Below are 15,494 nucleotides of genomic sequence, written 5' to 3' on the forward strand. Positions count from 1 at the left end.
TTTGATTTCTCAGCTTTCCAGCATCTTCTCAACCGCCATGGTAAATTCGGCCCTGCTTACAGTATTTGAAGGATTGAATTTGGAATTGGAATCCAAACTCATAATATCCATCTGCAGACATGCGTAGACAGGTATTGCATATTTGTCGGTGATGCCGCTGTCATCCTTTATAAGCTTATTATACGATACCTTTAGCAGACCGTAGTCAGCTCCGGTTTTCTGGCAGTACAGTTTTATTATGACTGCTGCGGTCTCCTGCTTTGTAATATTCCTGTTTAAATTTGTGGTATTGATAATCTTGTCAATACCATACACCTTTGCCTTATCCTTGACATTCTTCTGGCTGTCGACCCTCGACTCGGAAATCAGCTCATAAAACAGTACTGCTTCCCTGACGGTTACGGTAAGTTTCGTATTGAACGAATTGTCGGCCCCGGGAAATACCGATGCCAAATCATAGTTTGCGGCAAGCCTGGTGATATACTCCTTGGCGGGATTATCATCGGCTATGGCAGATACCACATCTTTTCCCGAGAATATCATGTATTTGCCGGTACCTGTTACAACATAATTCAAAAAGCCTGTTTCCCGCTTTATGTTCTGTGAAAGTTTCTGCCAGTTCCCGCTGCCGCTGTATAAAACATATGGATTGGCAAGGGTGCTTCCCTTGTACTCCATCTTTACCGCCATCGGTGAACTGAACTTTGTAATACTGTATTTCTGTATGAACAGGCCGTTGGAATATCCCGTACCGTTAATGGTATCCTCAATATAATATGAGAGCTCGCTTTTTATCTCGTCAATAAGCTGGAGCAGGTATTCGTTTACTTTCTGCTCGTCGCCCTTGGTTTTAGAGTTATTGGGATTTTTAAGTACATCCAGCTTTTTCTGTATGATTCCCGTTTTGTCATTATACAGCTTGTTTTTAATCATATCCTTTATTGCAGTACTGGTGGCACTGCTGGCAACCACCTGGGCCGAAAGGGAATTCATTTTCGAGGCTGCTGTGGCATCGGCCGGACCTGCCGGCTGTACACCCGTACTCTGAATATTGTCAAGCTGCAGGTAAACATCCTTTGAACGGTCCAGCTCAGCAGCTTTTTTAAACTCTTCCATGTTTTCCAGATCAAAGGTTTCAGGTCTGATGGTATACTCTATTTCCCTGGTCTTTATGATCACGCTCTTGTTTGTGCTCTTCATGGCGTTCAATACACTTTTGGCCAGATATATTTCATCACTGTTCACATAGCCGGGGCTTTGTGATATATCAATGGTAAAAGTATAGTTGCCCGGGGATTCCAGTATATTTACTATCCTCTCATCCTTGACATAAATTTTATTCATTGAACCGGTGGCCTTGTCCACTTCCCAGTACACGTTCTCTTCAAGCTTATCCAGCATATCCAGGAATTTGTCCGTGATATTGGTATTATCATCTTCATCGTCATAGTCATCCTGGTTGAACTCCGTCCTTGTATCAACAGGACCGGCATATTTTGACCGGGCCACGGCCTCAAAATTTATGGCATCAGTCTTTTTGGTCCTGACTTTGATATAATACTTTGTATTTGCTTTTAGAGGTTTATGTTCCTTTGTACCATCCGGCAATGTCACTTCAACCGACTTAATCCTTGCATTGTATGTAAAGTAGCTGCTGCTTAAATTATTTATGCTCTTTTCAATATAATAAGGATATGTATGGGTCGAAACATCAACATACTGCTCCAGATCCTCACTGTTGTCCAAAACAGTATAGTCTGCATCATCCTCTGTTTTTATGGCTATTTCGAATTCGGTATAGGGATCCATGGCAATACCCTGCCACCTGACATCTATCTCGTGATAATCATCCCTGGTCTCATAATAGCCATTTGATGAATATTTTACTATATCAATAACGCTTTCCACTCCGTTGACCCTGGTTACAACCTGTATATTGTACGGTGTATCGGGCTTGAGCTTTATGTCCTTTGTGGTTCTGGCATAATTGTAGTATCTGGAATCCTGTACTATGGTGTACTGTGACTTTGTCAGTACCGTATAATCAATTTCACCCACAGGTTTCAGTCTGATCTGGTAATTTTGGGTAGGCAGGGTTCCATACCAGTTAAAGGCCAGCGCACAGTCATTGACCACCTGAAGCATAGTTGGGCTCTCTATTAAGGTTGTGGTAACAGGTATTGAAATCCACACGCTGGATTTTATATTGTTGCCTGCATCCTCGTTTTCCGACCTTAAACTGAAGTAGTACACCTTATTGGGAAATAGCCAGGTATCAATGGTATATCTGCATTTTGAGGTTCCCGGACGAGTCCCCGGAATGATTTCAAATTTTGCCGGCAGCGGATCAATGTTGGGATTCATAATAAGATTTGTACCGTCACCGTCATTGCCCTTGTTACCGAATGCAGTTATAAAACTTATATATGTCGGGTCCGAAAGGATACTTCCCCCGGCTGCAAGTGTGGCATCAGGGGCCACTCTTGACGAAGTTGCAATCAGATTATAGGCAGAGTCGCTGTCCCTTATGGTCCATTCAAAGGTTACACTTTGACCTGTCAGCATCAGATCTCCATTTTTGTCTACAGCTATGGCAAAATCCTCCGGTGCCTGAGGCTTTTTCTCCGAATCATCGGGAGTCGTGGGTTCTCCCCTTGGTATGGTCACCGGCAGCAGCGCGGATTTTATTGACTCCTTCGGTTCACTGTTGACCATGACCAGTCTGACCTTGACCATAAAGTAGTATGTGGAATTAGGCGCCAGCGAGCCCCCGAAAAAGTGCTCATTGATCCCGCTAAATTTATTTATTGTTGCATATACCCAGGTGACATTATTATTATCCACCTCAACTGTAAACTTAACATCATCCGGAAGTTCGGTGACGGCAGGATCCTGAGTTGAGGCAATTTTTATGAAGGTCGAGGTATCCGGGCTTGTACTCATGTAAAGATCATAATATACCGCGTCCTGTCCCTGAACTGGCTCAGGGGTATAATTTTTCCAGTCGGCGTCATTCATTTTTATTTGGTCAAACCTGATTTTTGCTGACGCTTCCTTCGGAATTGCACTGTCGCTTGGAATTACAGTGGTCTCCACCAATTGCAGGAATTTTGGTATGGATATATCCCTGGACGCAGGAGAAAGTGTTGTAAAGCTGGTTATCAGTGACTTTTCTGAAAAGGAATCACCGACTACATATCCAACATCCTTTTGTTCTTTAGTACTTGTGTACATTTGCAGATAATAGGTTTTATTCGGAAGCAGGTAATTGGGATACGGCTGCTCCCCCTGGTAAGCGTTTGCGGGCTCCAGATTCGGCAGTGGGAAGGTATCCCAGTTACCGTCACCGTCCAGATCCTCATTTTCTACGCCCTTGAAGAGCTCATAGCCATCCATGACATATTTCAGCCTCGGCCTGCTTCCGGACTTATCCACTTCTATCCTGTTTGCATTGACACTCTTTACATCCCTGTATTTAATTTCAAAGAACTTCTCCTGTCCGTCCACCATAAGCTTTTGAGGTGAACTGACCGGATCCTCCGCAAGGCTCAAGTTGAAATGGAAGTAATAGTTCTGATCCTTTATCTGATTCCACAGTTCATCACCCGGATAATCCCAGGTTATTGTCACCTTTGAGGAGGTCTCTTTTACTGTAGTTGCCGAAGTCGGATACTCCAGCTCCACATTTGTAAGTATATTATTGGGCACAGGAGGCTTTACAAGATCATCCTGCATATTGTACTCCATAACCGGAGATTGAATCCTGTTTTCAATTACAACTATTCTATATTTAACCGGATTGTTTTCACCTTTGATGATATCTATAATAGGAGCGGGATCGGTACCCAAATCCCTGTCATTAATAACATTTTCACTTGGCCTCCACGATCCTCCATAACTGGTCTGAATATCATATGTCAGATTCAACAGTGCAATTCCTTTTTGATTGACACGGAAAACACGCACATACAGATTGCCCAAGGTATCCTTTGTCAGCTGAAATCTGACACTTGTACATATGTAATCCAAATCTATGGGGCTTTGAGTGATCCCGGTAACTACACCCGAGTCATCTCCCGTACCTTCATCAAATATAGTTATCATTGATATCCTGTAAATAGTACTGGGGTAAAGCTCCTGATACGGCAGAACACAGCCCAGGTCTCCGGCAGGTATGCCCTTCGGAGTGGGCATGGCAGCTATCTCGGTATCTGAGTCCTTCCTCCCGAGGAGATAAAATTCAAATTTTCCGGTGGCAGAATTATATTTAACATCGTATTTTGTGCCGTCATCTATTGAAACCTTGTAATCACTGCTGGCCGGACTTAATTTTTTAACTACTACATCTTTAAGCATGGTGTCAAGCTGTATTTTAAATTTAAAATATATCTGATTTGCGTTAAATATAGCCGGTACGGCATCTGCGTTGACCATATCACCGCCGAAATATACCTTGGGCATGTTCCAGGAAAGCTTTACAGCAGGATATATACCGGTTTCCATTCCGCCGCCGTCCATCTTCTCGGCCTGCTGATCCACATTGGCGGCAGTTACGGTGGTTCCTGCCAGAAAATACTTGTTTCCAACGTATGCAGTGCCGCTATCGTCGATCAGTTCCAAACTGAAATCATATATGATGTCCTTTTTTATCTTTGTTATTGAAAGGGAATTTTTTGTAATATCTATCGGTACTTCTACTTCGGTAACTCCGGTACCCGTTCCGTTCGGTACATGATATACCAGCTTCCCGTTGTCCACATTGGGAACAGCTCTCCAACTGATCGTTGCAGTAGCAGTACTCTCGCTGTATGTAACCTTGATATCTTGAAGGTCAGCGGCAAATACCGGCTGGATTATCCCCGAAAATACGGGAAAAATCATACTTATCAAAAGAATAGTTGCTATCAATCTTAATTTTTTCTTCATTTCAGAATACCCCCGGAAGTTAGAATACTAGCTATCATCCAAAATATCGGCATATTGGCACAATTTACTTATATATTATACATACTTGTAAAGAAAACGTAAAATAAAACAAACTGCCGTACAATGAATAAAATTTTATTGTACGGCAGTTCCTCTTTTTAACATTTTAATTTAAAACGATCTGAACTTCTATGTCTTTTCCTACAGCTTGAATTCCTCCATCCGCATCCATTATATCCGCTGATGCGTCCAATGTCAGCCAGTCACCCGAAGCAAGGGTAACTCCTGTTGTATTGCTGATTGTTACAGTCAGTACCTTTCCATCGGCATCCCAGAAGATTCCTGACTCGTCCTGATAGCCCCAGCTGTGTGTTGTCTTCTTATCGGAAGATAAAATTTTAAAATAGCTCCTGAGCAATGCCTGCGTTATTACCTTTTTGTCGGTAGGCTGACTGAAGGTGATTTTTACGGTATCCCCTGCCGATAACCCCGCAGTGCCGTCACTGTGAATATTAACACCGGTAATCTCAGGTGCCGATGTAAAGCTTCCGGTTATGAGGGAGCTGGCATTGCAGGGATCCGTGGTACCGTCTATATCCGTCAATTTCCATGCGGTTTCTACAGTTATTTTATCCGATGCAGCAAGCAGTGAAGCCAGCGGAGCAGTGACATTGTCAAATACAATAGTCAGTATGGTATCAGAGTTCCAAATTATGGATGCATCGTTTGTAACTGCTGTCCATGGGGAGTTCTTCTTTTTACCATCCTTGTCCTTAACTGTGAGGAAGGTACCGATATTGCCTTTTGTCAGTGGAGTGCCCTGCATGACAGGCTGATCAAAAGTAATCACTATACTGTCGTTGTTGTTTAATCCTACACCATTTCCGGTATTCATGGCTTTAATACTCACAATTGAAGGCACCGGATTGAAGCTGCCCGTCAGTATACCTTTTACCGAATAGCTTGCGGAGGTTCCGGCGGCATTCTTTATATTTGCATCAGGAGTAATCTTAACTATATTACCAATCTTCATTGTTGCTCCTGACATTGTATTGTATACCAGTGTAATGGTATTTGCCGCTGTCCAGCTGGCGGTAAAATCCGTACCCCAGCTGAGAGAAGTCGTTATAGTACCTGTATTTATGTCTCCCTCACCAACCAGCAGCCAATCCTTAATATTGGTGAGCGGTGCCTTATTTGTATTTTCCTCAAAGGTTATTGTTACCGCTTTCTTACCCGCTGCATTTTTAGGAACTGCCGCTATTGTTATAGCTCCGGCTGTAAAATGTAAAATCTTTGAATTGCTTGCAAGAGCTCTGTTTGTGGCTTTTTTCCTTACCTCCACATCCTTCGTTCCGGACAAATCGCTCTTTATACTGCCATCTATCCAGCTGCCTGTTCCGATCCGGTATTCATGTGAACCCAGCAGACCTGTAATGACATTTGCATCATCATCACTGCTGACCTCCGGAGGAGCCTCCTGAACAGGTATATCATCCACAGATTCCGCATCTGACGGCAATGCAGTTTTTGTCACCGCTGTCCTGACCTCCAACTTGCCCGGTACAAAATTAACGGTTGCAGAACCTGGTACACCGGAAGCCTGTGCGTTCAGTGCCGACCAGCTGCCTCCATTAATCCTGAACTGGAGGTTTATGGCTGAAGCATTATATATTTTCCCTTGAGCAACATTATAGCTTATCAAACCCAAATTGATGGTATTTTTATCAGCTTTCAGGAATACTCCCAGCTGCTCCTTGTTTATTGCCGGATTGGCCTTTTCCCTTACATATATTGTAAGATCAGCGGCATTATCATCAAATGTGAATGTTGTAGTACCATTTGAACAATCTTTCCAGTCAATGCCGTCAAGACTATATTCCATCAGCGTCGTGGTGTTGGATAACTGTTTCTTGGAAAGATCCACCGCAACTACTTTCAGGTTAAGCATTGAAGTTTCTGCCGGAATCATGGCAGGAGCTGTTAAATTTCCCGCCAGGTCCTTGCATACTACATATATATCGTAATGTGATGATACCGTAAGCCCGGTTAATGTCAATGTAACCTCACCGGTGGCAGGTATTGTACCTGTTGCTTTAAGGTTGCTGGCAACTGTCACACCGCTTGCATTTTTATATGCAAGCACCTGCTCCCCGGTCGGTTGGGCTGCCCCAACCGGCAGCGCTACCAGGTATGCGGTACCAGGTTCATTTATCTTTACGTCTATCTCGATCTTGTTATCCGAAAGCGGTGTCTTCTGTCTAGGATAGCCGCTGCCGAACTCAGGAGGTGTATCATCTTTCGTTGTAAAATCAAATTTTACTACCGCAGCCCTGTTGCCAGGGATATCCTCCGCAACAATGTACACAGAATAACTTGTATTCTCACTCAGGCCCGATATGGATAAAGTACCCTCGGTATTGGCCGCAACTGCCGTAATACCTGAATCAATTGATGTAGCCGGTACTGTTCCCTTTGATTCATCAACCACCTGATCAGCCGAAGGAGCTGTACTGCCGCTTGGCACTACCACATAGTATATATTTGCAGCCTCACCGGTCTTTACGAGTACAGTCGCCGATTCCTTCTCAATTGTACCTTTTTTAGGATAAGATGCGGCATACTTAGGTGCAGCAGTATCCACAACTATCGGAGTTTTAAGCGGGTCGCCCAGCGAACCGGTTTTTCCCGGTGCCGGTAATGTAATTTTAGCAGGTACACTGGTGCCGCTGTTAACTATGGCTGTACCGGTGGGCAGTACCAGTGAGCTGGTTTTCTTGTAATCCAGTTTCGAAGCAGCATCTCCCGCCTGAACCTTATATTCGAAGGTAAGGATGTTTGCTGCGGTTTTGATCTTGTACACGGCATCCCTGTTTGTATTCAGGTTGATTACCGGTGTTCCGCTGACATCAACAGCCGTATCAAACTCCACATTAATTGTAATGGTATCATCCGTCTTAAACTTATAAACTGTCCCCGATACACTTACATCTTTTACAGCAGCAGCTACTGCTGGAGCAACATTGGTTATTTTAATACTTTGCGGAGCTGAAAGCTTGTCTTTTATCCCTCCGGCAATGCACGCCGACGGTATATTCAGTACAATACCCTGATCTGCGCCTATTTCATAGCCGGTCACCGGCGGCATTGTTATTTCTATAACAGTATCACTGGTCCTTGTGATGACTGTCTGACCGGTGAGCTTTGCTGCCGCCTGTAAAGCAGGAATGACTTTTTTTGTCCACGCCTCGGTGTCCTTGGCGGCTACGACCGGAGATACGGTCAAACCCGCAAACAGTGCATTCCTTGCGGTTTCATTTGAAACAATATCTGATACCCATTTCCCGTCGGTTAATGTTACCACCAGTGTCTTTCCACCTGCCACTATATCCGGCTCGGCAACAGGTGCCGAAACCAGTGTCCCGGACAGTACTGCAGATATATCGGAGTAAATGGTTATTTTGCTTGCAGCTGCGGCGTCATTAACAGCTCCTGCCATTATTGGTTCACCAGATGAAGTCTTATACGGAACAGTTACAGTTATAACTTCATTCCCAAGAGGTTTATAGTCAACTGCCTGCAGTGTAATTGTTATTTTGTTTTCAGAATTCAGGTTTATCGCTGTCTTTCCAGCACTCACAAGTGCATTGATGACCTCCGTCCAGGCAGCGGTATTATAAGTAGCCTTCAAACCGTTAAATATCGCATCCCGTTTTACCGCGTTGGTATCCACGTCACTGGCAAATTTACCGTCTTTGAGTGTAATGACTATCTTAAATGAACCTGCCTTGATGTCACCCTGGCTGAAGCTTGTCACATCCGCGTTGGCCGGCGACTTCAGAGCTATTACGACACTTGATAAGGCTGCTATGGTTATTGTATTATTTGCTGCTATAGGCTTTACGGCTCCTTTGACCAGCTCGGCAGGTATTGTTAATGTTATTTCCTGATTTGCTGTTATGTCATAGGCCACTTCACTCAACCTGATCTGAATGGTTTTATTATTAACCTTTTCAACAAGTGTAACCTTGTTCATAACCGCGGTCCACTTGGCTGCCTCTGTTCCCGATGCCTTAAATCCGCCCAGCAGCAGGCTCCTCTTTGCAGCAATGGCATCATCTGTCCACTCTGCCGAATCAAGTGTTATGGTAATTGTCTCACCGCCGCCGGCAATCCTGGTTTCATCCACCGGTGAAGCAATAAGCGAACCGCCAAGTGTGGCTATAATACTTCTGAGATCGGTACTGTTTACAGTTATATCGGCGTAGGCTTTTATCAAACCGCCGCCATCAGTTGCCGCCAGTATGAGATGCTGTTCTTCCAGTGCCTGAATATCCGAACCCGTAGTATACACATTCCAGTCTGCCGATGGGCTGTCTTTCAAAACAGTACCAATAGCACTGCTTCTGACAATATATTTTAAGACATTTGATCCTGACGGCTTTGTAATTAATGCTTCATCTATCCTTGTGGTATTAAGGGCAGATCCTGGTTTCAGTACCTGTCCGCTGTACTGAAGCAGAGGAGCAACGCCTCTCACCACACCTGGTTTCACTTCTAAAACAGCATAGCCTTTAACCTTTCCGGTAGCCTTCTCAACGGCATACAGTATTACATACTCCCCTTCATTGGCAAATATATCCTTGCCTGCAACATAACTGTTCTGGGTTGTTACCTGTATTATGGAATCCATTTCAACCGCAGCAGGTGTGGTGCTCTGAACCTTGAATGCCCACTCCTTTTCACCGGTGGGCAGGCCGAAGAAGTCAAGGAATGCTATCTTTACAGTATTTATACCTGTTCCGGCCTCCAATTCGGAATAGTTCTGCGGAGTTTTCAGCAGGGTTGCATCGCCCTTTCTCAGACTGCTCTCAACTACCTGAATATTCTGGTAGGCCAGAGCCTTGCCCGTACTGTCTACCGCAACAACCAAAATATACTTGCCCACTTCAGCTTTAATATTTGTACCTGAAATGTACGCACTGTAATTTGAATAATCATAACCGGCTCCCGGAGCTGCCGCATAGTTGATGGTACTTCCTGCGGCAATATTTTGAGCACTGTCGGCCACTTTGACTACATATTTCGTGCTGTCAGGAGCTACGTATAGAGAAGTCGTCTGCAATACCGTACCAGGCTTCAGTGCGGTGTAGTTTGCTCCTGCCGTGAGAGCCGGGGCATTGACGGTTCCCTCTTCAACCTTGATGGTTTTGTATGCCCTGACTATTCCGCTTGTTTTATCAACAGCAGCAAGAATTACATATTGATTCAACATTGCAGTTATGTCTCCTGAAGTGTAGTTGCTTATGTCAGGACTCATAAATCTGCTGTTTGCCATTATCACTTCATTAGTGCTAACTACCTTTATCTGCCATACACAGTTTTCAGAACCCGTTACGTTCATATACGTCAAGCCGGTAATTTTTGTAGTTCCGGGCTGGCTTCCGGGAACCGGAGCTGCAAAGTTTTTATCTTTTTCAAGTAAAGGCGCTTCCGAAGGCTTGATTTGAGAAGCATCTATATTAATTACCGCATAGGCCTTGATCTTATCCTCTATAGTTGCTGCAAGCAGCCAGTAACCGGGTTCTACTTTCATATCCTCATTGGTTTTGCACACTGTGAACTCGGCGCCCGAGGAATCATCATTGAAATGCGCCTTGTAACCGTAAACGGATTTCTTATACTTCCAGACTATTGTCTCTCCGGTAGCCTTAGGAATATTAGTTTCCTGCAGGACCATTCTGACTGTGCCTGCATCATTTCCAGGCGCCGGAACAGTATAGTTCTCGTTCAGCTTCAATTCTTTTGCAAATGGTGCCTGGATTTCATCCGAGCCGACGGTGATATCCGCAAAGGCCTTGACATAACCCGAGGTATCCGTTGCAAGCAACAATATATGGTCTCCAACATTTACAGGGATATTTTTATCGGTACCGTTGAAAGGATACCATAATGCTCCCGAAACCTTTGTATTTTTCGGCAGGGCACTTGCAAACTGTCCTGACTGGACTTTTACCATCCATTTGCTGGCCTGTGAATCAAGTCCTACCATAACCAGTTTATCAAAGCTGGTGGTCCCTTCCACAGTTCCTTTGGTAAGATGATAATTATCAGTCGGGATACTCTCGGCATCTCCAGGATTAATGGCTTCCTGGTTAACCAATATATTGGCATAACCCTTTATAAATCCGTTTTTATCGACAGCCAGCAACAAAACATATTGTCTTGCCGTTACCTGGATATTAGTTGTGGTTGTTAATGCCTGTACGCCGCTTATTGTATTAATATCGGTACCCATAGCAGGCGGGGTGAAAATACTATTTCCCACAACATACTTCCATGTCCAGCCGGTATAGTCGGCCGTGCTGTCCAGATCTCTGAAGGACAGGTAGGGTATCATTGTTGAGCCTGCAGCAGTTCCGGGCACAGGAGCCGAATAGTTGACTGATGTAAGAACTTTGGCATCCTGTGGTCTTATCTGATCGGCACTGATCTTAATATTCTTAAATGCCAATATCTGATTCTGGTTATCCACCAAATACAGTACGAGATATTTTCCTGCATCCACCGTGACACTGAGCTGGGCGGCATATCCGTTCAAGCCGCTGGCTGAACTGAATTTTACAGGCACGGCAACCGGAGCAGCTGATATGGTATATTTCCAGCTGCTTCCGCCGTTATATCCCCAGAAGCCCAGTGTCCTTATCTTGGTTTGTCCACCCTTGTCTCCGGGTTCAGGAACCGAATAGTTGAAGTTGACACTGTCCTCGGCACTGGATATCAGTGTGCCCGCATCCGCCTGTCTGATCTGATTGTACTGTATCTGTTCCTTCAGGTATGCAACAGTTTTACCGTCAACGTCAACAGCTATTATCAGCAGATACTGCTTTGGAGCTACATTTAAAATATCGGTTCCGGAGGTATACACCGCTGTCATATTGCCGGTAATCTTGCTTCCGGTATATGGTATTTCAAAATCATTACTTGCAAGCTTGTACCACCACTGGGAGATGGACTTGCCTGTATCATTCTCTATCTTGGCTTTTGCCAGATTCACAGTAATTGCTCCGCTGGTAGTTCCCGGCACAATTGAATAGTCGTTATTGGTAGTCTTGAGTAAATAAGCATTATCCGGCCTGATCAGACTTTCATCAACTTCTATATTAATGTATGCCTTAATAAGGCCGCTGTTATCCGTAGCAACCAGAACCAGATATTTTCCTGTGACCTTCAAGTCTTTTCCCAGTTCACTGTATATATCCGATTTGCTGTTTATTTGAGGAGCAGGCTTCAACTCAGTATCCTGGAATCTGTATTTGTACTTGGTAGCACCTGCTATCGGGGTACTAAAGTTGGTTGTAATGCTGATCGTACCTGCTGTTGAGCCCATAACCGGTCCGATTATATTGGACGGAGGTATGGCGGCTGCATCTTCCCGGCGGACAGCTCCGGACTCTACAAGTATATCGGCATATGCCAATATCTTGCTGTCTGCATCTGTTGTTCCAACAAGCAGGATGTGCTTGCCGTCAGCGGCAAGTATGTCTTCCTTGGCACTATAGATATTAAACTCCTGATTACCGGTGTATTTCTTAAATTCTGACGTTGTAACGTTAATTGCAGGTATAACCGCAGGATTGCCGAGTATTACATACTGCCAGACGGCTATGCCGTAATCGCCCGGAGTCAGGCTTTGTATGGAAATTGTTCCGACAGTACTGCCATTTGCCGGCTTACTGTAATTTGTGCCTTCGACAAGCGTCCCGGCAGGTTGGCTTACCTTGCCCGCAACAGGTATGCTCGCATATGCCTTTACTTTTTTATTTTCTGCGTTTTCAACAGCCGCAAGTACAATATACTGGTTGCTGGATACTTTAATGTCATCGCCAGGGTTGTACTTATCAGTCCCGTCGAATACGCTGTCGATCAATATTGCAGGCGAAGGTGCATTCTGTACCTTGATCATCCATTCGGCTGCACCATTTACCGGATTCAGGCCGTTTAATCTGACAGAACCTGCCTGTATACCCGGTTCAACGCTGATCGTTGCAGGGTCCAGAGCTGTCGCATCATCGGGTCTTATCATGGAAGCATCAATTGTAATCACAGCATAGCCCTTGACCTTGTTGGCCGCATCAACGGCAGCCAGCATTATCTGCTGTCCGGCAGCAGCCTCTATATCCTGTCCGGCCGAGTAATTGGTTCCGGTCAATACCTGATCATATACAGGATCTGCAACCACATCGCCTATGACCCACCCGGTGACTCCCGGGATGCCGATAGACGAGAGCTTGGAAATCTTTGTAGTACCTGTTACAGAGCCATATTCGGGAGTTGAGTAGTTCACACCGTTGCCCTGCAGTATCTTCAGACTGTCACAGGTAAATATGGTGCTTATTTCTGCCGGCAGCTTCGGTCCTATACCGTCTGCGTCAACCACGGCGGCAAATTCGAGCTGTCCTCCTGCCGGTATTTCCTTCTTCTTCAATGTGACTTGAAGAGTATCATCGGCAGCAAGGGCAATATTATTGAAGGACAAGGTTCCGGGATCAATTATATGCGCTTTTGTCAGAGCCGTTCCGGCACCTGAATTAATGCTGAAGGTATCGCTTTCCGATGCTGTGAAGCCTGCCGGCAGCTTGAATACGATTCTGCCGCTCGTCATATTTTCTCCGGCTGTATAAGTGATGACAACATCAATTATTTCACCTGCCTTACCGCCTGACGGTGATACCGAAAGAGTACCCGACGAGGTTGTATTGCCGGAAATTACATTGACTGTGATTGTTGAAATTGCAGGAGCATATCCCTCTTTGACGGCCGATATGTATACATTTGTTTTTCCGACTGAAACTCCGGTTAACTGGCCTTTCTCGCCCACAGTTACAATTGAACTGTCGGCAGAACTGTAGAAGATCTCTGCTCCGTTTGAAGCACGGGCATCCAGTTTCTGATTATTGCTGCCCACCATAATGGTTTTGTTGTACACATTCGAAATTGTTATTTTCGGCAGTGTGGGATCTGTAACGGTGCCGCCCGGAGTTGTTTCGGTTCCGCCTCTGATATAATCTCCGCCTGGCCTTATGCTCATACTTACATTGGGAGCATATATGTAGGCATTGGTAATAGAACCGCTGCCCGTTATGGTGGCGGCCGCATTAGCCGTAATATTCTTAAGATATGCACCGCTTGATATATTCAGCTTCGACCCTTCCGAAGCAGACTCCAGTATAAGCTTATCCACTGTTCCCTTAACCAGTGAAATGTCTGTGTTTTCCTTGACATTGACATTGCTTACCGTTGCAGTTCCGTTTACGGTCAGTTTATTGCCTATTGCTCCGGTGTCAATATTTAAGGTTGTTACCGTACCTCCCAGTATTTCAATCATATTTTGGGATGCTTTGGTGGTTATGGTCTTAACACTGCCTCCGCTTATAGTCAGATTACCGGCAGTGCCCTTTGATATATCGATTGAATCTGCATTGCCGTTTAAATTTACAGCCAGATTGCTTTCATTTACCGATATTTTATTATAATTACCCTTAAGGTCGATTTTCTGATTTTCAACGGCCGATCTCTCTGCCGTAATGTCAACAAAACCCTGTCCGGAGGTTAAGCCGCTTTCTTCAAGGATGCACCCGGATTTTATATAGGTCTTGTTGATTGTTGTAGTTCCAAAGGTCTTTACACGTACATTGCCCGCGCTTTTTTCTATTACCAGGATGTCATTGACCCTTGTATTGGTCAGGGTGACACTGTTGGGGCCCCCACCCCTTATTATCAGCTTTCCGTTTATCGAAACGCCGTCCAGCCTCACATCACCTTCACCGGCGCCTTCCCCTACAGTCAGGTCTCCCGCCACATTCATATCTTTTAGTGTGACGGCTCCCGTGTTTATCATCATATTTCCGTAAACATTGTCCGATATTGTTCCTGGCTTTGTAACCACCTGTCCCACACAAATATCCAGCATTTTCAGTGCATCGGAAAGCTTCAGTACTCCGTAAGGAACATATCTGCCTTCAGCCACCTGGTTTAGACAGCCTTTCTCTATGACTGCTGCAAACTCTTCCAGCTGTTTGCTCTCCACTGCCTCGGCATCGGTTATTTTGCTGATTAACCTTTTATCTTTCAGTTCAAGTCCGAAAACACGCTTAACCATTATGGCTGCTTCCAGCCTGGTTATTTCCGAGAATGGATTGAATTTAGCCTTATCCTTATTGTCTATGTATCCTGCGGCTGCGGCCTTTGCGATCTCCTCACCGTACCAGGTCCCTCCCGGTACGTCGGAAAAGCTGATATTGGCTTTATTGGTGGGCTTCATTATCCCATTTATGAGAGAAATAAAGTCAATCTTCTGAACAGCCTTATTAAGGTCACTGTTTGTCAAACTTTTGTCCACCAATCCGTAGCCCTGCCATTTGCCCAGCAGCGGATCGGTGACATTGGCACTGACCGCACCTGCCGCCGCCAGTGAATTAAGCGGTATTAAAAGCAGGTATGCCATTGTCAGCATAATTGATATGAGTTTTATTAATCTCTTCATCGGTTCTCGCTCCTCAATATAA

At 44.8% G+C, this 15,494-nt stretch carries 2 protein-coding genes; both read right to left on the reverse strand.

All coding sequences use genetic code 11. The features are described 5' to 3' along the window. Positions 1 to 9: 9 nt before the first annotated feature. The gene (locus CTER_RS10935) at positions 10 to 4,926 is read right to left on the reverse strand and encodes an S-layer homology domain-containing protein (RefSeq protein ID WP_004625570.1); all 4,917 of its coding nucleotides are present in this window, start codon (positions 4,924 to 4,926) and stop codon (positions 10 to 12) included. A 166-nt stretch (positions 4,927 to 5,092) separates the two neighbouring features. Then, positions 5,093 to 15,472 (reverse strand): BslA/BslB family hydrophobin, encoded by a 10,380-nt coding sequence (locus CTER_RS10940; RefSeq protein WP_004625505.1) that lies wholly within the window; start codon positions 15,470 to 15,472, stop codon positions 5,093 to 5,095. Positions 15,473 to 15,494 lie beyond the last annotated feature (22 nt).

It is taken from the genome of Ruminiclostridium cellobioparum subsp. termitidis CT1112, assembly GCF_000350485.1.
Classification (GTDB): Bacteria; Bacillota; Clostridia; order Acetivibrionales; family DSM-1351; genus Ruminiclostridium; species Ruminiclostridium termitidis.